Origin of the sequence: Janthinobacterium sp. CG3 (assembly GCF_000344615.1) — a bacterium.
Taxonomy (GTDB): domain Bacteria; phylum Pseudomonadota; class Gammaproteobacteria; order Burkholderiales; family Burkholderiaceae_D; genus Janthinobacterium.
The window spans coordinates 4231486-4250533 of the sequence record NZ_KB467824.1; the positions used below are offsets into that span (position 1 = coordinate 4231486).

Sequence of the window (19048 nt, forward strand, 5' to 3'; positions counted from 1 at the left end):
ACCTTTTGCAAGGCTATCCAGCCTTGCTTTTTTTTGCCCGCCAACAAGGCGTCGACCGTCACTGGGCGGTTTCTTGTTCGACGACTGTGAGCCACCATTTCCGGCCCGGGTCCGGCTGCCGCAGGTTGACGGTTTCACCCATTTCGGGGGTGGCGATCGCCACGCCGCGCTTGGCCGCCAACGCGACGATGCGGTCGAACGGTTCGTGCCAGATGTGCAGGCCCAGGTCGAAGGTGCCGTTGTGTACCGGCAGCAGCCAGTTTCCCTTCAGGTCCAGGTGCGCCTGCAAGGTTTCTTCCGGCTGCATGTGGATGTCCGGCCATTGTTTGTCGTAGGCGCCGGTTTCCAGCAGGGTGACGTCGAAGGGGCCGTATTGTTCGCCGATTGTGCGGAAGCCGTCGAAGTAGCCGGAGTCGCCGCTGAAGAACACGTTCAGGTCGCGCTCTTGGATGACCCACGAGGCCCACAGGGTCTTGTTGCCGTCTAACAGGCTGCGGCCGGAGAAGTGCTGCGACGGCGTCGCCACCAGTGTGACGCCGGCGATGCTGGTCGATTGCCACCAGTCCATCTGGCGCACCTTGGCGGCCGGCACGCCCCATTCGATCAGGGTGTCGCCCACGCCCAGCGGCGTGACGAAGTGCTCGGTCTTGGCCGCCAGTTCGAGGATGGCGGCGTGGTCGAGGTGGTCGTAGTGGTCGTGCGACAAGATCACGCCCTTGATCGGCGGCAGGTCGGCGATGCTGATCGGCGGCTGGTGGAAGCGCTTCGGGCCGGCCCACTGCACCGGCGAGGCGCGCTCGGAAAACACCGGGTCGGTCAGCCAGAAATTGCCGTTGAGTTTGAGCAGCATGGTCGAGTGGCCCAGGCGGAACAGGCTGTGGTCGGGCGCCGCCAGCAGTTGCGCCCGGCTCAGCGCATGCACCGGAATCGGCTTGCTCGGCACGGTGTGCGCCGGTTTGTTGAACAGGAACGTCGCCATCAGTTTCATGGTCTTCACCCAGCCCAGCTTGTGGCGCGGCGCCGCGTTGCGGTATTTGCCGTCCTGCCGCTGCGAGGCCGGCGTGGCGAAGGCGCGCTCGAGGGCGAGGTCGGCGGCGGGGGCGGTGGAATAGCGCATGGTGATCAAGACTCCCAATGAGACTGCGGCGCAGGATGGAGCGCAAATGTGTGCCTGAAATTTATATACACTACACAGTGTAGTTCCTATTTTAAGCAAAGTAAACCGGCGGGTGTAAAATACTTGTTCACCTATCGCAGAATGCTTCCCATGTCATCACCGCAACGCCTGACCGACCGCAAGCGCCTGGCCATCGTCGACGCCGCCATTGCCGAGTTCCGCGCCAACGGCTTCGAGGCGACTAGCATGGACAAGATCGCCGCCACCGCCGCCGTGTCGAAGCGCACCGTGTACAACCATTTCCCCAGCAAGGACGAGTTGTTCTCCGAAATCCTGACGCGCCTGTGGGACAACAGCGCCACGCAGCCGCCCGTGCCCTACCGCGCCGACGCGCCGATGCGCGGGCAGTTGCTGGCACTGATGTGGCAAAAGATGCAAATGCTGACCGACGGCAATTTCCTTGACCTGGCGCGGGTGGCGATCGCCGAAACCATCCATTCGCCCGAGCGGGCCCAGGCGATGGTGGCGAAAATCAGCGAGAAGGACAGCGGCATCAGCAACTGGATCGGTGCGGCGCAGCAGGACGGCCGCCTGAAGCCGGCCGATGTCCAGTTCGCCTCGCACGTGCTGCAGGGGCAGTTGAAGACCTTCGCGTTCTGGCCGCAGGTGACGCTGGGCCTGCCGGTGCCGGACGCGGCCATGCAGCGGCAGATCGTCGAGACCGCCGTCGACATGTTTTTGGCCTATTACGCCTAGCTTCTTCGCCGCTTGCGCCTAGGCGAAGCACACCGCGTACACCGGTGGCAGCGTGGTCGACACCGTCTGCCAGTGTTCGCCGCCATTCGCCGACAGCCAGAGCCCGCCGGTGGTCGAGCCCATCACCAGCGTGCGGCCGTCGCCGGCCACCGCCAGGCCGTGGCGGTACATCAAATCGTAGCAATGCTCCTGCGGCAAGCCGCTGCGGAAAATCGAGAACGATTTGCCGCCGTCGCTGGTGCGCGTGACGGCCAGCGCGGCGGCGACCGGCACGCGCAACGTGTCGGCGGCGGCCGGCACGAACCAGGCGACGTCGCCGTCGCGCGGATGGACCGCCACCGCAAAGCCGAAATTCGACAGCGGCACCTCGCGCACCTCGTCCCATTGCCTGCCGTCGTCGGCGGAGCGCCAGATGCCGTTGTGGTGCTGGCACCATAGCAAGTCCGGCGCGCCGTCCGAGCGCACGACGCGGTGCGGGTCTTGCACCGCCTCGTTCTCGTCCTGTTCCGGCGGCATGTAATCGGCGCGCATGCCGGTCGCGCTCAAGCTCCAGCTGGCGCCGCCGTCGGCGCTGCGCCAGACCCCGCCGCAGGACACGCCGACCAGCAGCTTGCGGCTGTCGCGCGGATCGACGCAGATGCTGTGGATGCCCGGCGTGTCGTAGCCGCCGCCGAACCATTGCGCGCGCTGCGGCACGTTCCACAGCGCCTCCACCAGTTGCCACGAGTCGCCGCGGTCGGCCGAACGGAACAGCCCGCCGGGCAGCGTGCCGGCCCACAGCACGCCCGGCTCGTCGGCGCCTCCGGCGGCCAGCGACCAGATAAAGCGCAACTTCCACTCGACCGGGTCGGCGCTGTCGTCGGGCTTGGGCGGATAGGCCGGCGTGGCGATCTCGGTCCAGGCGTCGCCGCCGGCGTCGCGCCGGTGCAGCTTGGCGCCGAAGTGGCCCAGGTTCAGGGCGGCGTACAAGGCGCCGTCGCGCGGGTCCGCCAGCACCATCGAGACCGGGTCGCCGAGGAAGGACAGCGCGGCCAGCCGCCAGTGGCCGGTGTCGACGGCCAGTTCAAACAAACCCTTGCGGGTGGCCAAATAAGCGCGTTCGGTCATGACTAGCCTCCAGAGAGTGCTTGCAGGATGTACACCTTGCTGTCCGCATGCAGCGGATCATTCAACAGGATACGCTCGCGGCTGCGCAGACCGTCGATAAAAATCACGACGTTGTCGCGCAAATGGCCCTGCTCGTCGAGCACGTAGCCGCGCAGCCGGGGATGGGCGGCGAAGGCCGTGTCCAGGCCGGCGCGCAAGTTCGCGGCGTCGGTCTGCACCTGCGGCAGCGCCATGAAGCGCGCCAGTTGCTGCGTAAAATGAAGTTGCGCCATCCCGCCTCCAACCGTGGCGCGGCGCAGGCGCGCCGCGCTAGAGCAAATTCTAGCGCGAATCACGGCCGCGCCGATGTCACTTTGCCATAAAATGGGGCCACGTGGATAACCGGAGCCGCCTGATGTCGATTACCCCGCAACAACTCGAAATACTCATGCAGGAAGTGGAGCTGAGCGACCCGATCGACTTCGCCGACCTGCCCTTCAACGACCAGGAATTGCGCGGCCTGATCGCCAACCACCTGTGTGAGATGGCCGCCGCGATGGAAAGTTTCAGCGAGGAAGACCGCAACCTGGCCTTGCTGGCCGTGGCCGCCAAACTGGTGCTGGAAAACCTGGTCCTGCACGTGCAACTGCTGCGCCAGCACGGGCTGCCGATGAGCGACAGCGTCGAGGCGCTGCTGCTGCGCCTGCGCGGCGGCGCCTAGCCGGCGCTGGTCGCTACTTCCCTCCTAGCGCTTCCTGGCGCCGGGCGCTTCCAGCGTCAGGTCCGATTCGGCCAGCGCCACGCAGGGCAGGATATAACCGTCGCGCTTTTCCTCCCGGCTCAAACCCGGCCACTCGACGCGATAGCCGACGCGGCCGTCGAGCATACGGCACAGGCAGGTGCGACAGGTGCCGTTGCGGCAGGAGCTGAGCAGGCGCACGCCGGCCCGCTCGGCGGCAAGCAGCAAGGACTCGGCGGCGCCGGCCTCGAACTGCCAGCCCTGCGGCTCAATTTTTACGGTGAATGTTTCGCTCATGGCCGACAGTGTAGCAAGCCGTGCGGCGCAGCGGAGTGCTAACGCCGCTTGTAGTGATGACTCACCGGGTCGTTGGCCAAATGCGCGACGATACCGGCGCAGGCGCCGGACGTTACCAAGCGCCCGATGTGGATCTGGTGGGCGGCAATCAAATCCCATTCCTCCAGTAAGGTGAACAGGCAAGCATCGGCGGCGTCGGTAAACACCCAGCCCCCTGCAACCGCCACCGTCGGTAGATCCTACTTGACTTGCCCAAGCAAGGTGGGAAAACGGACGCCAACTCCGAGTGGAGACCACCCGACTAAAGGGCTTGCTTTTCGCCACGTCCGCGAGGAATCTAAGCTTTCCCAAGAAGAGCTAGCAGCGAGGGCGAATTTGTACCAAACCTAAATCGGGGAGGTTGAGCGAGGTGAGAGAAATATCTAAGTGGATAATATCGAGCGTCTAGCTGCCGTCATACGCTTCGTCTGTAGAAAATTCTCATGCCATAGGGTGACGCGCTCTACGTCATAGCGTTATACACATCTCCCGCGCCGACTAACACGCCCCCGAAAAACCGTTTACATTCAATGGGTTGCGCAGAGGGGTTGTAAACTTTGCCGAATTCGCGTTTACTCTCGGAATTTCGGCGGACGCGTGACCAAGGTAGCACAACAGTGGACGGAACAAGAATTCGCGGGACTGGATCTTGGCGATGCCCGCCTCAACAAGAGGGCGAAGCGAATGATGGAACGATTTTCGGCCAATCCGACGGCCAGCATCCCGGATGCGTGTGATAGCTGGGGCGAAACCTGCGCGGCCTACCGCTTCTTGGGCAATGCCGAAGTGGAATGGGAAGCCATACTTGCCCCGCACTGGGAGCGTACCGAGGAGCGCATGCGCGCTCAGCCGGTGGTGTTGTGCATCCAGGATTCAACGGAGCTCGATTTCAACGGACAGGAGATCGACGGGCTCGGGCCGCTCAATTACGAAGCGCGGCGCGGCATGTACCTGCACCCGACTTACGTGGTCACGGCGCAGCGCGAGCCCCTTGGCGTGCTCGACGCGTGGATGTGGGCGCGCGAGAAGCGCGGCGCCGATGGCGTCAGGTCGGGCCTGATCGAGAGCAAGCGCTGGGTTGAAGGCTACCAGCGCGTGGCGGAGATAGCGGCGAAAATGCCGGAAACGCGACTGGTGTACGTGGCCGACCGCGAAGCGGACATGGTGGAAATGATGCGCTGCGCCCGCGATCTGGGCACCCCGGCCGACTGGCTGGTGCGGGCCAAGCATAACCGCTGCCTGCCCGACGAGGATGGCGCCAAATTGTGGGAGGCGACGACGGCAGGGGCGCCGCTGGGCGAGATCGCGTTCGCCGTCGGCTCGCGGGAAAACCAGAAGGGGCGTGCCGTGCGCCAGCAACTGTGGGCGCGCGAGGTCGAGATCAAGGATGGGAACAAGGGGCGCATCACCGTCACCTGTGTCGTGGCGCGCGAAGTAGGGGCGCCCGCTGGCGTCAAGCCAATCGAATGGCGTTTGCTGACGAACCGCACCGTCGCGTCGCAAGAACAAGCGGTCGAACTGATCAACTGGTATCGGGCGCGCTGGGAAATAGAAATTTATTTCCATGTTCTGAAAAACGGCTGCGAAGTCGAGGCGCTACAGCTGTCGAGCTTTGAGCGCCTCGAGCGTGCCTTGGCCTTGTTCATGGTGGTAGCTTGGCGCGTGACGTATCTGATGCGCAAGGGACGAACGTGCCCAGACCTGGACGCATCGCTGTTCTTCGATCCCGACGAGATCCGCGGCGCCTACCTATTGACCAAGAAAAAGATGCCCGCCAATCCACCGACATTGAATGAGGTTGTGCGACTGATTGCGCAGCTGGGCGGATTCCTCGGCCGCAAGAGCGACGGCGAGCCGGGCGCCAAGACAATCTGGCGCGGGCTTGATCAAGTGTTCGCTGCCGCCGAGACACTACGCTCGCTCCGCGACGGGCTGGGCTGACTTATGTATAACGACATGCCTCTAGCTAGGTGGCAAAGTTCCGAGACCAGCGACTACAAGTCGTTGGTCCTCAATCGGTCATTCACGAAATAAGCCTGCTGAACCGCGTTCTAAAAACCGCGTCTATGGATTGGGGAATCGCGCTGCCTGGTGGGCTACCGACCGCACAAGTCCGCAAGCCAGCCAAGCCGAGAGGTCGTGACCGCCGAGTGACCACGGCGGAAATCGTCAAGATTCTCGATGCTACCGAATCATCTGAACTGCGAACTATCGTCACCTTAGCGGTCGAAACGGGGATGCGGCGGAACGAGTTAGCCTCCCTAATATGGGAAGAAATAGACCTAAAAAAGCAGATTGCACACCTGCCCAAAACAAAGACTGATGTCCCTCGCACGGTTCCCTTGTCCAAAGCTGCCATCAAGGCGCTAAAGAGTTTCGGCACAAAGAAGAACGGCCGAGTGTTTGCGCTACAAGCTGAATCGATGAGTCAAGCGTTCGAACGGGCTTGCGCAACCCACCGAGCCGATATCGCCGGACTTCGCTTTCATGATTTGCGCCACGAAGCGACCAGCCGGCTATTTGAAAAAGGATTAAACGTGATGGAGGTGGCCGCCATCACCGGTCATAAGACGTTGGATATGCTCAAACGTTACACCCATCTTCGCGCAGAAGACTTGGCTAAAAAGCTAAAATAACCATTATCTCTACGGCAGATATTTCTCATACTGCGGGGGCAACAAGCTGTATTGCCCCCACGACTGGGTCATACAGCGAGGAATCCCCTCACCCTTCTCAGTCACGACACCGTAAAATAACAAAACTCTTCCAATCGAACTAGAATGTATTCTCTTTCGGTCATCAAATTTCGGCCACGTATAAATTTTTAATTCCGGAAAATTTTCGACCTTTAAATATATTATATTTCTGCTACTCAATTGCGAATATTTAACTATTCTTCCGAAGTAGAGATTTCCTCTCGCTGGGAGGCTATCTTCTTTCAGTCGAGCCACGTCGAACAACACGCTCCTGAGGTGCAAAGCGTATTGACTGTCGGGAAAAAAGAACGCACGGTGAATATTTCTATCAAAATTTCTACAAATTGCTAGAACACTGGATATCTTCGTAGGTAACAAAACCTTTTTCCCCGTGTGCCTGGCAAGGGGCACTTCCGTGGAAGGGCCATCAGGGTCTTCGATTTGTGTCTGACGAAATTCTAGATCGTTTAGGTCGTCGCCATCTTGTATTTCAGGTGGGTTCTCAGCCCAGCCGCCGATCAGGACAAGATCTTTATTCTGGACTGCCCTCCGAACCTCTTCCTCACTGTGGTATTGCAAGCCCGACGATTTAGAAACTCGGAGTGAGCAATATATATGTCGGTAGGTCTTCTTGTGTTTAAAATGAGCTGTCCGCGAATTCGAAAGTATATCGTTCTCTTCTGGGGTGCGGCTCAGAGGAGTGGTACATTCTGGACAAAAAACCGCGCCTTTCATTTCGGAACGATATTCCTCCGGAGAAATTTGTTCGCCCTTATCCAATAAAATCTCCTTCAAATTTCTCGAATATGTCCAATTTTCAAGGAAATAAGAGAATGCTATGCGGTGTGATTTTTCGCTCATAAGCTTACAATAAATTTAATCATCCCACAATCGTCTCTGGCTCATTGACATTCACCTAGTCATGCAGGAGATCAACCTGGTGTGATGGATGGATCAGACGTTCCAGGGTAAGTGCGCTCCTCCTGGATGGTTCCATCTTGCTTATGAATCTTTACTGAAACTTCCTTACCCCGCATGAATTCACTTGTGGCTTTTACCAGATCAGCTTTAGTACTCGCTTTCAAGCTGGCGCGCTCGCCCCCCTCCTTCTTGAGCGCCCAACCATTTCCGTCCGCCGATTTAGTAATGTGATAGTTTTTCATTTTAATTCCTCATAAATTAATACTTAACAGACGAAAACACCTTATCAAGCATTAATTCGCGTAACCGCGCCGTTCTTTGCGAATCTCTCGCGCATACTGCAACTCTTCCAAATCTATTCCAAAATCGAATACGATTTGAATAGCCAATTCAGAATTTTGATTTTCGTTGTAACTATCCACGTCATTTTTTAATTGTTTACAGTCACCCAAAATTTGCACTCGTCGCTGCTGAAAAGCCAACTTCATATGCTTAGGCGACGCTGTTCGAATATCATCCCATAAGACGAATTGTTCCGGGCCAGCGTTATAAATGGCAGCATGCTTTGTGCGTACGCGCCGCCCCTGTTCATCGGTGACATATTCATCGCGAAGAGCGCGTCCGATTTCTTCGGCGCATTGGCTTTCTATCGCAGAAGCATGAGGTGCCCATTTTCCGGTGCTGATGGCCCAACGGGCAACTTCGCGAGTTGAGGCGGGCCATTTATTCCCTGCCGCTTGATATTGCGGAACCAGTTGCTGTAAATATTCGTTCTTAGTAGTCATTCATACCTCGAAAGTGAAATTACAATCAATCATTTAACATTTGGCGAAAACCGTCTGTAACAGCCGATCTAGTAACTAATGCGCGAACTTTTTCTAGATATTTTCTATGGAAACTATATGGAATCAACTTGCGGTTTTGTAACTGACCGACCACAATCCCGGGATGAACGCGCATTCGTCGCGAAAATCCGACAATTTGGTCGTCAGAAAACGATGGGTTAACGCGCGCGATAAACCCCTCTAAGTCTTTCTTGGGAACTAAAAATTGTGATGCTGCCTCATTCGCCCGGACTTCGATAGGTGGCATCCCTCCTAGCTCCGTACTAAATATATCGATATCTATCACCGGTTGCGACATACCCTCTTTATGCTTCACATGGTCAAGTTCATGAAATAGAGAATGCCAAAAATTGTCAACCCGATCAAACCGCAAGGAAAGTGCAATTACTGGGGTATCTTTGTTAAGCCAAAAACATGCGCCGTCGATCTTGCACCCAGGAAGAGGTTCGATTATTACAAATTTAATTCCGGCTTTTTGCAAGATAGACGCAACATTCCGTACTCCATCGATGAACTCCAATTGTTCTCGCAGTTCAGCCCACACTACGCTCCACTTGCTTTCCGAATACTTCTCAGCAGGCGACGACATGGCGGCACTTCGTGCTCTGCATAGCCATGCAATTTGCAGCATTGATGCGTCACTATAAGAAGTTTTCTTTGCCGCGTGCATGAATGACGGAATTTCATCATTGGCAGCAACTCCAAAGAAATCAAATACTTGCTTCTCCAATATTTCGATATTTTTATTGGCCTCAATCCAGCCTCGCTTTATCATCTCGTGAACCGGAAATTTTCCATGCAACGCTGCTTTTCTTGCGATCGAAGTCTGAGTTGGTCGAACTTTCGAAAGCTGATACTGGCTCTCTAAATTCATCCAAAATTCCGCGCCTGTGTCAAGTGCCTCGCCAAGCGCCATGGCAGTCTCTGGCGTAACTGACCGTTTTCCACTGATCACTTCGCTTATCAAACGCGTATCTTTTCCAATAATCTCAGCGAACTCCACTTGAGTCCACCCTCTCGCCTCTAGTTCATCTTTTAAGAACTCTCCAGGCGGGAAAATTTCGGCGGGGATGCGTGCACCCATTTTTCTCTCCTCTCCTTTAATGATAGTCCGCAATATCAATGATCACGACTCTCTTGCCCGTTGGGTCAACAGAAAATTCGATGATGAGTCGCCATTGATCATTAAGGCGCATCGAATACTGCCCGGCTCGGTTGCCCTTCAACTTCTCGAAATGTAACGATTTCAACGCATAAAATGTGCGTTCGTCAGGGGCGGCACGAATGATCTGCATCCGTTTTCGATACATCGTAACAATTGGAGTCGCGAAGCCTGCCGTGTAGGTAAGCTCTGTCTCCAGTCGATCGTGCACATTGTTCTTGAACGTAACTTCCATGTCTCCATGTCTCTAAGTATGGTATCAGGATTTATCGAAATGTACAACTTTACACATGGTGTAAAGATGCAATTATAGACGATTTCGCTCAACGCGCAACAAAATAAGGCGACCTCATGGTACGAGGATGCTCTTCAGCTTATGGATTGTAAGAATGCCAAGACAGCGTCACGGGGCAGTTGGACGTGGAGTTGGCGCGCCTCTTCGTGCATCGCCAATGTTTATCCGCAACACGCATGCCGTGCGTGCGAAACCGTCACCGGTGCTGCGGTTCCGCCAGCCATGATCGACGGCGGCATGGCCGCTGTCTGCCTGCTGTGTTGACTACAAGCGCAACAGGCTGGTCCTGAGGTCGCCACAGACCGTCACGCATGAACTGAATCTGCTGCACCGTGCATTCGTCATTGCCTCGACCGAATGGGGGATTGTGCTTCCCAATGGTGTTCCGAAGACTGCACGCCCTGCCCTGCCGCGAAGTAATGGGGCTCGAATCAGACCGAATCAAATAGACCTGATCGTACAAGCGAGTCATTCCATGGAGTTGAAGCACATTGTTCCGCTGGCGGTCGAAACGGCAATGCGTCGTTCAGAAATCCTTGGTATCCGTTGGGAGGACGTTGACATTGAACGCCGGTCGATCTTCCTGAACAAGACGAAGAACGGAATGTCGCGCACGGCGCACGGTGCCTCTTTCGACGACCGCGCCGGCAACAAGGCCACCATCATCACCAGCCAGTTGCCGGTCGAGCACTGGCACGCGTGGATCGGCGACGCCACCATCGCCGACGCCGTGCTCGACCGCATCATGCAGCGCAACCACCGCTTCACGCTGACCGGCGATTCGCTGCGCGCCGAACGGCCAAAAACAGTTAAAAAGGAGAGAAATATCGACCCATCGTAACCGCAGACATTACAATTTAACCGCGTAACATCAACTCATGCGCAGCGGTCACGATAGACCGGAATGAGCGGTCACGTTGACCGGAATACGCAGACAGGCTTATGCGGCCTTGGTGGGCTTCAATGTTTGAGACTGCCCCAACCCTAGCGCAGCCCCGTTTAACGCCCCTGAGCGCCCTTATGCAGCTTGGCGAAGATATTGGTAAAGGGTCTCACGGCTGATACCGAATTCCTTAGCAAGCGCGGTCTTCTTTGCACCCGTTGCGGCCTTAGCCTGAAGGTCCGCGACCTGTTCAGCATTCAGTGCAGGCTTCCGACCAAGGTACACATCACCCTTAGCCTTTGCCACAGCGATACCCTCACGCTGGCGCTCACGGATCAGCGACCGCTCAAACTGTGCGAACGCCGCAAGCATCGAGAACATGAGTTCATCCATTGCGTTGTCTGTGCCAGCGGTGAACGTGAGCTTTTCCTTGACGAAGTGAACGGTAACGCCCTTGGCCTTGAGTTCCCTGACGATGCGTTGCATGTCCTCGGAATTCCTAGCAAGACGATCCATGGAATGAATCACGAACGTGTCACCCGCTCTAGCGTGCTTGATAGCGGCCTGAAGCTGTGGCCTGTCTGTGTCCTTGCCGGATGCCTTGTCGGTGAAAACTTGGTCTAACTGAAGGCCGTCAAGCTGGCGCTCTGTGTTCTGGTCAAGCGAACTAACCCGAATGTATCCGATGGTCTGTCCTGTGAGCTTGGTTGCGGTCTTCATGGTGTCTTCCTGTGCGTTAGTGTCAGGATAGATTCTAAGACCATGACTCAAATGTGTCAACTAAATCTTATGCCAATCCTAAACTGACACAAATCGTGATGCAGACTGTCAGGTAAATGTGTGATGCTGAGGTACACCCTATGCTGACACGCTCAACAGGGAAGACATGCTCTGATTGCGAATTGAAATTTTCAGTAAGCTGCGCCAAGCTTCTTAGCTGCACTACCTAAGTGGCATTAGGGGAGCCGCTAGGCTTGTCATATGCGCTACACGCGTGGTGAGCAGCATCAAGTAAAAAAATTACCTCGTTCAAGACTATCTCATCCGTCGATTGCTTTTCGTAAAGGTAGCGCCAATCAACGAACGCATCGTTCATCGCGTGAAGGCAGTCACGATAAGACCTACCTTTCTTAACTTTGTGCCCAACGGCAGCAGCAGGGCACAGGGCCTCTATTTCTGCGATAGCCACCGCAGGTAGATTGTCGAACAACTTGAGCAGTTCATGTCCACGTAACGGCTTGCCATGCACCGCTGAGAGAGTCTTCAGGTAAAGCTCAATCGCTAGCGCGGCGTTGACGACGAACGGAACAGCACTGTAGTGATTCACAGGCTGCCCACTTAAGTCTTTCTTGTAAAGGTAGCTTGCAGTCGTGCAGAACGATAGCGCTTGCCGGAACATGGCCTGAAACGGAGTTGTCGGTACGTAGAGACCAGCGTCCTTCAATACCTTCATCGCAGCCGCAGCGTCAGTCTTTCCGTCCCCTGTATTCGGTATCCACCCGATGACCTTACCATCATGCTTAACCCCATAAGTTTTAGCATCAATTTTCGGTTCATCCATCGCCATAGTCCTGTCCTTAATAGAAGCAATTATTGTGGTCGCCTAGTACAACGTACCACAGCCTCAACACAAAACGAAAGCACGATCGCATGAGCAGTCGCGCAATGCTGGTAACACGGTCTCAGGATTTCTGAAGGACCATTGGGTTGTGTGCTGCTGGCGGTGGTGTGCTGACCACAGCAAAGTGCAGCAATGAGGTCAACTGGTGCGCTGGTCCTTGGAAATTCTTTTGGCCGTAGAAAAAGACCCCCGGTATCAACGTTTTGCGGTTCATTCAAAAATGAGGGGTAAAGACCGATTCTGTTGCTGTTGTTGGAGATTTGACGAGTGAGTGTGTTTTCCCATACGCCAGAGGTCCCCCCCCGGTGGGTCGCTACCCAAGAACACTGTAACAGGCCGAAATGCTTCAAAATCAAGGCATGGGGGGGTAGGGTGCGGCAATGCTGAGCACGGCCAAGAGGGCGCTTAGGACGGCTTGCACGCCCACCATGGGCTTGGGAGACACAAACTAATGCATTAACTCAAATGCACCTGAAGAACAAGGAAATGTCGTTCCGGGGATGGTCAATAGCGAGAGCAGTTTGAGAGCAACGAATCGGTATAATGACGCATCGCAACGGTGCATGCCGTCCACCAGCGATACGGTAACCCATTGATTTCACTGCTAAAACTGGTGCGGCTGGCGGGGATCGAACCCACGACCCTTGGCTTCGGAGGCCAATACTCTATCCACTGAGCTACAGCCGCGCTGGGGAAAATCTGAAGTGAACCGAAGGATACCGCCTTTCTGCGCGTCCGTCCATGGAAAGTGTCGTATCTCGGGGAAATTGCATTCCAAAGCGGATTCTTTGAGTCTATAATCGCGGGTTTGGCGAAGGTTTGCATCGAGACATGCAAAAACGATACGCCGCACTGCCACCAGCCTCGAAAATTGTAAGGAAATCATGAGCGACGCACACAACGAACACGAATCCGCCATCAGAACGCCTAAGCAACTCGTTGCTGCAGTTGCAGGCTTCTTCCTCGTCACCGTCATCGGTATTGTTTTGCTGGTGCAATACGTCACTGCTGAAAAACTGACCGGCCGCGGTTCCGACAGCCAAGACCCGCAAGTGGTCGCCGAGCGTCTGCGCCCGGTTGCCGACGAGGGCTTCACGCTCAAGGATTCGAACGCGCCGAAGCAATTGCAAGCCGCCGAGGCCGTGTACACCGCCATTTGCGCCGCCTGCCACGCCACCGGCGCCGCCGGCGCACCGAAACTGGGCGACAACGCCGCCTGGTCGGGCCGCATTGCCCAAGGTTACGACACGCTGCTCAAGCACGCTATCGAAGGTATCCGCGCCATGCCAGCCAAAGGCGGCAACCCGGATCTGGACGATGTTGAAGTCGCGCGCGCCGTGGTGTACATGGCCAACGGTTCCGGCGCCAAGTTCAAGGAGCCAGCGGTTCCGGCACCAGCCGCCGCGGCGGCCCCTGCCGACGCGTCCGCAGCCGCGGCAGCGCCAGCAGCTGAAGTCAAGAAATAATCGATTGGCGCCGGTTTAACCGGCGCGTTGCTAAAAAAGCCGCCCTGGCAACCGGGCGGCTTTTTTTATGTTTGTTGCGGCGCTGTGAGGCTGAATACCAACACCGACCAAGGGTGACGGGCCGGAGGCCGGACCCCTAGGTCTAACGGTTCGCAATACCTGCAAATGAGCCGCCCCAGAGCGGACGTAGCGATTTCCCGGAAGTGGGCTCACCGTTGCCCATTTAGTGAGGTGACGCTGGCTTGCCAAAAAGCTTAGCAAGACTTTGCTGCTCCTCGAAGGAGTATTGCACCACACCGACTGGAACTGTAATCGCCAAAGAAACGTGTAGAGCAGATGCTTGTTCTTTGGAAAACCCACCGCACAACTCGATCAATTGGATACCCTGCTCAGTCAAGCTTTGCGCGGCAACAACGGCCTCTTCAAACGACGAAACGCAGACAATGGTCGTGGAAAATAGAGGCGAATTTATTGAGGCGCGATGGATAGCTGGGTCGTAACCCGGTCCTTTGATGATCATTGCAAATTGGGTGAGGGCCATGGAAACGCCTTATGTCAGAATTATGTTGCACCTGGAAACCGCGTCGACTTGCATTCGTCACACACCGGGCCGCCACTGGCCGGTTGATGAGCGACCGTGGCGGATGAATTGTAGCGTATTGGTCTACCGATGCGTGACGCCGACATGAGACGTTTTGTGCGTCCCAAATGGCTAGATGCGGCATATCCGAGCCATTGTCGCCTGGTCGTCTAGATTTTAACGAGACGATCTTCAGGTAGTGTGAGCCGAAAACGGCGGCGAATGCGAGCACGACCGCGTTCAAACGCGAGCCGTTACACCTGGGGTCTGACCCCGAATCGGCGGCGGCGCCCGACGCGCGCGGCGCGTTACAGCTTGAAACCGCCGATAATCTGCTCGAGCTTGCTGGTCTGCTGCTGCATCGACTGCGCCGCCGCCGCCGCCTGCTCCACCAGCGCGGCGTTCTGCTGGGTGGTGTCGTCGAGCTGGACGATGGCCTGGTTGACCTGGCCGATGCCGGTTTCCTGCTCCTGGCTCGCCAGCAGGATTTCGCCGATGATGTTGGCCACCTTGTTGGTGCCGGCAACGATGTCCTGCATGGTGGCGCCGGCCTGGTCGACCAGTTTAGTGCCGGTATCGACGTTGTGCACCGATTCAACGATCAGCGCGCCGATTTCCTTGGCCGCCGCCGCCGAGCGGTGCGCCAAATTCCTCACCTCCGACGCCACCACCGCGAAGCCGCGGCCCTGCTCGCCGGCCCTGGCCGCCTCGACGGCGGCGTTCAGCGCCAAGATATTGGTCTGGAAGGCGATGCCGTCGATGACGCTGATGATGTCGGCGATTTTCTTCGACGAGCGTTCAATCGCGCCCATCGTGTCGACCACCTGCGCCACCACCGCGCCGCCCTGCGCCGCCACCTTCGAGGCGTCCAGCGCCAGCCGGTTGGCCTCGTGGCCGCTGCTGACGTTTTGCTTGACGGTGCCGGTCAGCTCCTCCATCGACGCGGCGGTCTGCTCCAGCGCGCTGGCCTGCCCTTCGGTGCGCGCCGACAGGTCCTGGTTGCCGCTAGCGATTTCGCGCGAGGCCAGCGCGATCGAGCCGGTGCTGCGGCCGATTTCGCGCATCATCTGCTGCAACCGTTCGATAAAATTGTTGAAGCTGCCGGCAACGTCGTTGAACTCGCTGCCGCCGCCGCCCGGCAGGCGCCGCGTCAGGTCGGCGTCGCCGGCCGACAGCGCGTCGATGTTGGCCTTGAGCACCCCCAGGCGGCCCATGAACAGGCGGATGCAGCCGATGAACATGGCCAGCAGCAGCAGCGCGATGGGAATTTGCACCATGCCCAGCTTGCCCAGGATGCGCTCGCTTTGCTCGGTCAGCTGGCTGGTCGGCAAACCGGTCGCCAGCACCCACGGGCTGCCCGGAATCGCCTTCAGGAACAGCGTGTGGTGGCTGCCGTCGTCGCGGTAGGCCGATTCCGCCGCGCCCTGGGCGTCGAGCTTGGGCAGCAGGCGGGCGATTTCCGCCGCCATCGGCGAGCTGGCCGCCAGGTCGTCGACCTTCTTGAGCACGATCTCGCCCTTGATGTGGGAGCTGTTGCTGACAATCTTGCCGTCGCGCTCGACGATCAGGATCTGGCCGTGGATCGCCGCCTCCATGTCGGCCACCAGGCGGTTGAAGAAGCCCAGCGTGACGTCGATGGTGGCCACGCCGTACAGCTCGTTGTCTTTGTAGATCGGCATGGCGCAGTTGGTGCGCGGCTGCGCGCTGGCGTCGTCCTTGTAGGCCTTGGCCCAGTCGCAATGGCCCTTGGCCGACTTGAGCCCGCCCAAATACCAGCTCTGCTCGAAGTATTTCAGCGACTCCGGCGAATTCCAATGGGTGTTGACGACCAGCTTGTTGGCGGCGTCGCGGGCGAAAAAGGTGCTGAACTTGTCGCGCTCGGGATCGCGCTTCTTCGGCAGCGGCCAGATGCCGCCGCCGAAGACGTTCGGGTCGGAGTACTGGTCGACCAGGCCCGGCAGCAAGACGTCGATGGCCGCGCTGTCCATCAGCGCCACCGTCTGCGTGATGCTGCGCTGCTGCGCCTCCACCTGCCGCAGTTGCTCGGTGATCTTGGTGGAAATTTTACTCACGTCAAAGCCGACCACCATGCCCTCGGTGCGCTTCAGGTCCGGCGTGACGAAAAAATGGATGACGGCCAGCGTCATCACCAGCAGCACCACGAAAACCAGGCTGAACAGGGTGATGAAACGGGATTGGCTGGTGCGGAACATGTCTGTCAAAATACTTCCTCTCGAATGGCGCGCGGTGGATGGTGCGACGCTTGTTTACGTTGCCGTATAGATATAATCGCTTCAATCCGCGCTGTCAACGAGGAAACAAGACCGCCTGCCGGCGCAACACATCGCGCGCCCATAAAAAATGCCGCCCGGCGCGAACCGGGCGGCAGCTCTACCTCACACCGGAAACCGGCTTACCACATGATGACGCGCTCTTTCGGCGGCAGGTACATCTTGTCGCCCTGCTTGACGCCGAAGGCGCTGTAGAAGCCGGGCTGGTTGCGCATGGTGCCGTTGGCGCGGAACTGGCCGGGCGAATGCGGGTCGGTTTTCAGCAGCACCAGTTGCTGCGCCTCGCGCATCTTCATACGCCACACCTGGGCGAAGCCGGCGTAGAAGCGCTGCTCGCCGGTGAAGCCGTCAAGCACCGGCGCCTTCTTGCCGGCCAGCGACAGCTTGTAGGCCTTGTAGGCGATCGCCACGCCGGAGTTGTCGGCGATGTTCTCGCCCAGCGTCAGCTCGCCGTTGACGTGGTGGCCCTTGACCGGGCTGAAGGCGTTGTACTGCGCCACCAGTTGCTTGGTCTTGGCGGCGAAGTTCTTGTGGTCGGCCTTGCTCCACCAGTCGCGCAGATTGCCGTCGCCGTCGTACTGCGCGCCCTGGTCGTCGAAGCCGTGGCTGATCTCGTGGCCGATCACCGCGCCGATGGCGCCGTAGTTGACCGCGTCGTCGGCGTTGGCGTCGAAGAACGGCGGCTGCAGGATCGAGGCCGGGAAGACGATCTCGTTCAGTTCCGGGTTGTAATAGGCGTTCACCGTCTGCGGCGTCATGCCCCACTCGTCGCGGTCGATCGGCTTACCCAGCTTGTCGACTTCGCGCGCGTGGCTGACCGCGCGCGAACGCAGCACGTTGCCCAGCAAGTCGTCCTGCGTCACCGTCAGCGCGCTGTAGTCGCGCCACTTGTTCGGATAGCCGATCTTGGTGGTGAACTTGGACAGCTTGTCCTGCGCCTGCTTCTTGGTGGCCGGGCTCATCCAGTCGAGCTTGTCGATGCTCTGCTTGTAAGCCACCATCAGGTTCTTCACCAGCACCTCCATGCGCGCCTTGCGCTCGGCCGGGAAGTATTGCTCGACGTACAGCTTGCCGACGCTCTCGCCCAGCGCCGCCTCGACCGCGCCGACGCCGCGCTTCCAGCGCGGCCGCATTTCGGTCACGCCGGTCAGCGCCGTGCCGTAAAAGGCGAAGTTCTCGTCGACGAAGGCCTTGCTCAGGTAGGGCGCGGTGCTGTGCAGCAGGTGCCACTGGAAATACGCCTTCCACACCGCCAGCGGGGTGGTTTCCAGCACCGCGTTGAAGCCCTTCAGGTAGCTCGGCTGGCTGACGATGACGTAGCTGACCTTGCCGCTGATGCCGGCCTCGGCCAGATACGGCTGCCAGTCGTGGCCCGGCGTCAACGCCGCCAGTTGCGCCAGTTCCAGCTTGTTGTAGGCCTTCACCGGATCGCGGTTCTCGACGTTGCTCCACTGCACCTTGGCCAACGCCGTTTCCAGCGCCACGATGTCCTTGGCGTTGGCGGCGGCGTTGCCGTCGCCGCCCAGCGCCAGCATCTTCTCGACGTGGCTCAGGTAGGTGGCGCGCAGGGGGGCCTTGTCGGCCTCCAGATAATAGTCGCGGTCGGGCAGGCCCAGGCCGCCCTGGGCGAAGTCGGCCACGTACTTGGTCGAATCCTTGGCGTCCTGGTGGATGCCGAAGTCGTACGGCGCGCCCACGCCCATTTTGCTGAAGGTCGCCAGCAGCGCCGGAATCTGCTTCTTGTCGCTCAGCGCGGCGACGCGGGCCAGGAACGGCGCCACCGGCGCCAGGCCCAGTTGCTCAAGTTTTTGCTCGTTCATGTAACTGGCGTAAAAATCGCCGATTTTCTGGGCGTCGGAACCGGCCGCGCGGTTCGGGTTGGCGGCCGCCGCCTCGATAATGCCGCGCAACTGCGGCTGGGTGTCGTCGGCCAGTTTGGCGAAGCTGCCCCAGCTCGCCTTGTCGGCCGGAATTTCCGTCGCGGCCAGCCATTTGCCGTTCAAATGGTTGAAGAAATCGTCCTGCGCGCGCACGCCGGCGTCGACATACTCGACGGCAATGCCCGACACCGGCGCCGCGCCGCCCGGGGCGCTCTTGGCGACGGCGTGCTTGGCCACGTCGGCCGCGCCGGCAACACCGGCCAGCAGACTCAAAGTTAATGCGCTAAGTAAATATCGTTTCACATCATTCCTTATCAAGTTTAACAGCGGTAACGCCTGAGATTCCTGACCAGCGTTCGGATCGGCTGGCCGGA

The 19048-nt window shown here is 58.3% G+C and carries 20 protein-coding genes, 1 tRNA gene and 2 pseudogenes; 7 read left to right on the forward strand and 16 right to left on the reverse strand.

All coding sequences use genetic code 11. The features are described from left to right. Positions 1–58 precede the first annotated feature (58 nt). On the reverse strand, positions 59–1117 hold the full coding sequence (locus JANGC3_RS0118710) for an MBL fold metallo-hydrolase (protein ID WP_035788830.1): 1059 nt from the start codon (positions 1115–1117) through the stop codon (positions 59–61). A 150-nt stretch (positions 1118–1267) separates the two neighbouring features. Between JANGC3_RS0118710 and JANGC3_RS0118715 the strand changes: the two genes are divergently transcribed. Next, the gene (locus JANGC3_RS0118715; protein ID WP_017878020.1) at positions 1268–1873 is read left to right on the forward strand and encodes a TetR/AcrR family transcriptional regulator; all 606 of its coding nucleotides are present in this window, start codon (positions 1268–1270) and stop codon (positions 1871–1873) included. Between the two features lie 18 nt (positions 1874–1891). Here JANGC3_RS0118715 and JANGC3_RS0118720 read toward each other — a convergent pair whose 3' ends face one another. Both JANGC3_RS0118720 and JANGC3_RS0118725 read right to left on the reverse strand, forming a co-directional pair. Further along, positions 1892–2980, reverse strand: coding sequence for a WD40/YVTN/BNR-like repeat-containing protein (locus tag JANGC3_RS0118720; RefSeq protein WP_017878021.1), 1089 nt, complete (start codon positions 2978–2980; stop codon positions 1892–1894). A gap of 2 nt (positions 2981–2982) precedes the next feature. Further along, on the reverse strand, positions 2983–3252 hold the full coding sequence (locus JANGC3_RS0118725) for a MoaD/ThiS family protein (RefSeq protein ID WP_017878022.1): 270 nt from the start codon (positions 3250–3252) through the stop codon (positions 2983–2985). Between the two features lie 122 nt (positions 3253–3374). On the opposite strand from JANGC3_RS0118725, the gene JANGC3_RS0118730 reads away from it, so the two are divergent. Further along, positions 3375–3680, forward strand: coding sequence for a hypothetical protein (locus JANGC3_RS0118730; protein WP_026133170.1), 306 nt, complete (start codon positions 3375–3377; stop codon positions 3678–3680). Between the two features lie 24 nt (positions 3681–3704). Here the strand turns inward: JANGC3_RS0118730 and JANGC3_RS0118735 are convergent, their stop codons facing one another. After that, positions 3705–3995 (reverse strand): 2Fe-2S iron-sulfur cluster-binding protein, encoded by a 291-nt coding sequence (locus JANGC3_RS0118735; protein WP_017878024.1) that lies wholly within the window; start codon positions 3993–3995, stop codon positions 3705–3707. Positions 3996–4033: 38 nt separating this feature from the next. Continuing rightward, a complete protein-coding gene (locus JANGC3_RS32815; protein WP_017878025.1) occupies positions 4034–4201 on the reverse strand; it encodes a hypothetical protein in 168 nt (55 codons plus the stop codon). Positions 4202–4631: 430 nt separating this feature from the next. Here JANGC3_RS32815 and JANGC3_RS0118745 point away from each other — a divergent pair, with 430 nt between their 5' ends. Together JANGC3_RS0118745 and JANGC3_RS31760 are read left to right on the forward strand one after the other, a co-directional pair. Then, entirely contained in the window at positions 4632–5975 is a 1344-nt protein-coding gene (locus JANGC3_RS0118745) for an IS4 family transposase (protein ID WP_017875972.1), read from the forward strand. Between the two features lie 125 nt (positions 5976–6100). Then, complete coding sequence (locus tag JANGC3_RS31760; protein ID WP_081611913.1) at positions 6101–6670, forward strand: site-specific integrase; 570 nt, start codon at positions 6101–6103, stop codon at positions 6668–6670. Positions 6671–6679: 9 nt separating this feature from the next. On the opposite strand, the gene JANGC3_RS32820 is transcribed toward JANGC3_RS31760, so the two are convergent. The 5 genes from JANGC3_RS32820 to JANGC3_RS0118765 all read right to left on the reverse strand — a co-directional run bounded on the left by JANGC3_RS32820 (position 6680) and on the right by JANGC3_RS0118765 (position 9893). Continuing rightward, the gene (locus tag JANGC3_RS32820; protein WP_157406731.1) at positions 6680–7591 is read right to left on the reverse strand and encodes a hypothetical protein; all 912 of its coding nucleotides are present in this window, start codon (positions 7589–7591) and stop codon (positions 6680–6682) included. A gap of 71 nt (positions 7592–7662) precedes the next feature. Then, the gene (locus JANGC3_RS31765) at positions 7663–7893 is read right to left on the reverse strand and encodes a DUF2188 domain-containing protein (RefSeq protein WP_081611914.1); all 231 of its coding nucleotides are present in this window, start codon (positions 7891–7893) and stop codon (positions 7663–7665) included. A gap of 51 nt (positions 7894–7944) precedes the next feature. Next, positions 7945–8436 (reverse strand): hypothetical protein, encoded by a 492-nt coding sequence (locus tag JANGC3_RS31770; protein ID WP_081611915.1) that lies wholly within the window; start codon positions 8434–8436, stop codon positions 7945–7947. 25 nt (positions 8437–8461) lie between these two features. Next, positions 8462–9580, reverse strand: a complete 1119-nt coding sequence (locus JANGC3_RS31775; protein ID WP_026133171.1) for a HigA family addiction module antitoxin — start codon at positions 9578–9580, stop codon at positions 8462–8464. Between the two features lie 16 nt (positions 9581–9596). Further along, positions 9597–9893, reverse strand: a complete 297-nt coding sequence (locus JANGC3_RS0118765) for a type II toxin-antitoxin system RelE/ParE family toxin (protein WP_017878028.1) — start codon at positions 9891–9893, stop codon at positions 9597–9599. Between the two features lie 427 nt (positions 9894–10320). Here JANGC3_RS0118765 and JANGC3_RS34150 point away from each other — a divergent pair. Together JANGC3_RS34150 and JANGC3_RS33890 are read left to right on the forward strand one after the other, a co-directional pair. Beyond that, positions 10321–10560, forward strand: a pseudogene (locus JANGC3_RS34150) (tyrosine-type recombinase/integrase); the annotation flags it as partial. Between the two features lie 27 nt (positions 10561–10587). Beyond that, positions 10588–10794 (forward strand): annotated as a pseudogene (locus tag JANGC3_RS33890) (ATP-binding protein); the annotation flags it as partial. A 177-nt stretch (positions 10795–10971) separates the two neighbouring features. Here the strand turns inward: JANGC3_RS33890 and JANGC3_RS0118775 are convergent. The 3 genes from JANGC3_RS0118775 to JANGC3_RS0118785 all read right to left on the reverse strand — a co-directional run bounded on the left by JANGC3_RS0118775 (position 10972) and on the right by JANGC3_RS0118785 (position 13144). Further along, positions 10972–11556, reverse strand: a complete 585-nt coding sequence (locus JANGC3_RS0118775) for a recombinase family protein (RefSeq protein ID WP_017878030.1) — start codon at positions 11554–11556, stop codon at positions 10972–10974. Positions 11557–11782: 226 nt separating this feature from the next. Beyond that, positions 11783–12403 carry a HEPN domain-containing protein gene (locus JANGC3_RS0118780; protein WP_017878031.1) on the reverse strand — a complete coding sequence of 207 codons (621 nt, stop codon included), beginning with the start codon at positions 12401–12403 and terminating at the stop codon, positions 11783–11785. 665 nt (positions 12404–13068) lie between these two features. Beyond that, positions 13069–13144, reverse strand: a tRNA-Arg gene (locus JANGC3_RS0118785). A 197-nt stretch (positions 13145–13341) separates the two neighbouring features. Between JANGC3_RS0118785 and JANGC3_RS0118790 the strand changes: the two genes are divergently transcribed. After that, on the forward strand, positions 13342–13923 hold the full coding sequence (locus JANGC3_RS0118790; protein ID WP_026133172.1) for a c-type cytochrome: 582 nt from the start codon (positions 13342–13344) through the stop codon (positions 13921–13923). 223 nt (positions 13924–14146) lie between these two features. Here JANGC3_RS0118790 and JANGC3_RS32835 read toward each other — a convergent pair whose 3' ends face one another. The 3 genes from JANGC3_RS32835 to JANGC3_RS0118800 all read right to left on the reverse strand — a co-directional run bounded on the left by JANGC3_RS32835 (position 14147) and on the right by JANGC3_RS0118800 (position 18977). Then, positions 14147–14464, reverse strand: coding sequence for a DUF6506 family protein (locus JANGC3_RS32835; RefSeq protein ID WP_157406734.1), 318 nt, complete (start codon positions 14462–14464; stop codon positions 14147–14149). 347 nt (positions 14465–14811) lie between these two features. Beyond that, on the reverse strand, positions 14812–16716 hold the full coding sequence (locus JANGC3_RS34155; RefSeq protein WP_017878033.1) for a methyl-accepting chemotaxis protein: 1905 nt from the start codon (positions 16714–16716) through the stop codon (positions 14812–14814). A 200-nt stretch (positions 16717–16916) separates the two neighbouring features. Next, positions 16917–18977 (reverse strand): M13 family metallopeptidase, encoded by a 2061-nt coding sequence (locus tag JANGC3_RS0118800; RefSeq protein WP_026133173.1) that lies wholly within the window; start codon positions 18975–18977, stop codon positions 16917–16919. Positions 18978–19048: the final 71 nt, after the last annotated feature.

What these genes read in the sequence shown, in the direction of transcription:
- JANGC3_RS31760 (WP_081611913.1), top strand. Translation starts at nt 6,101, where the DNA reads ATGGATTGGGGAATCGCGCTGCCTGGTGGGCTACCGACCGCACAAGTC.
- JANGC3_RS0118725 (WP_017878022.1), bottom strand. Translation starts at nt 3,252, where the DNA reads ATGGCGCAACTTCATTTTACGCAGCAACTGGCGCGCTTCATGGCGCTG.
- JANGC3_RS32835 (WP_157406734.1), bottom strand. Translation starts at nt 14,464, where the DNA reads ATGGCCCTCACCCAATTTGCAATGATCATCAAAGGACCGGGTTACGAC.
- JANGC3_RS0118790 (WP_026133172.1), top strand. Translation starts at nt 13,342, where the DNA reads ATGAGCGACGCACACAACGAACACGAATCCGCCATCAGAACGCCTAAG.
- JANGC3_RS0118710 (WP_035788830.1), bottom strand. Translation starts at nt 1,117, where the DNA reads ATGCGCTATTCCACCGCCCCCGCCGCCGACCTCGCCCTCGAGCGCGCC.
- JANGC3_RS34155 (WP_017878033.1), bottom strand. Translation starts at nt 16,716, where the DNA reads ATGTTCCGCACCAGCCAATCCCGTTTCATCACCCTGTTCAGCCTGGTT.
- JANGC3_RS0118730 (WP_026133170.1), top strand. Translation starts at nt 3,375, where the DNA reads ATGTCGATTACCCCGCAACAACTCGAAATACTCATGCAGGAAGTGGAG.
- JANGC3_RS0118720 (WP_017878021.1), bottom strand. Translation starts at nt 2,980, where the DNA reads ATGACCGAACGCGCTTATTTGGCCACCCGCAAGGGTTTGTTTGAACTG.
- JANGC3_RS31770 (WP_081611915.1), bottom strand. Translation starts at nt 8,436, where the DNA reads ATGACTACTAAGAACGAATATTTACAGCAACTGGTTCCGCAATATCAA.
- JANGC3_RS0118735 (WP_017878024.1), bottom strand. Translation starts at nt 3,995, where the DNA reads ATGAGCGAAACATTCACCGTAAAAATTGAGCCGCAGGGCTGGCAGTTC.
- JANGC3_RS32820 (WP_157406731.1), bottom strand. Translation starts at nt 7,591, where the DNA reads ATGAGCGAAAAATCACACCGCATAGCATTCTCTTATTTCCTTGAAAAT.
- JANGC3_RS0118715 (WP_017878020.1), top strand. Translation starts at nt 1,268, where the DNA reads ATGTCATCACCGCAACGCCTGACCGACCGCAAGCGCCTGGCCATCGTC.
- JANGC3_RS0118765 (WP_017878028.1), bottom strand. Translation starts at nt 9,893, where the DNA reads ATGGAAGTTACGTTCAAGAACAATGTGCACGATCGACTGGAGACAGAG.
- JANGC3_RS31765 (WP_081611914.1), bottom strand. Translation starts at nt 7,893, where the DNA reads ATGAAAAACTATCACATTACTAAATCGGCGGACGGAAATGGTTGGGCG.
- JANGC3_RS0118775 (WP_017878030.1), bottom strand. Translation starts at nt 11,556, where the DNA reads ATGAAGACCGCAACCAAGCTCACAGGACAGACCATCGGATACATTCGG.
- JANGC3_RS0118780 (WP_017878031.1), bottom strand. Translation starts at nt 12,403, where the DNA reads ATGGCGATGGATGAACCGAAAATTGATGCTAAAACTTATGGGGTTAAG.
- JANGC3_RS31775 (WP_026133171.1), bottom strand. Translation starts at nt 9,580, where the DNA reads ATGGGTGCACGCATCCCCGCCGAAATTTTCCCGCCTGGAGAGTTCTTA.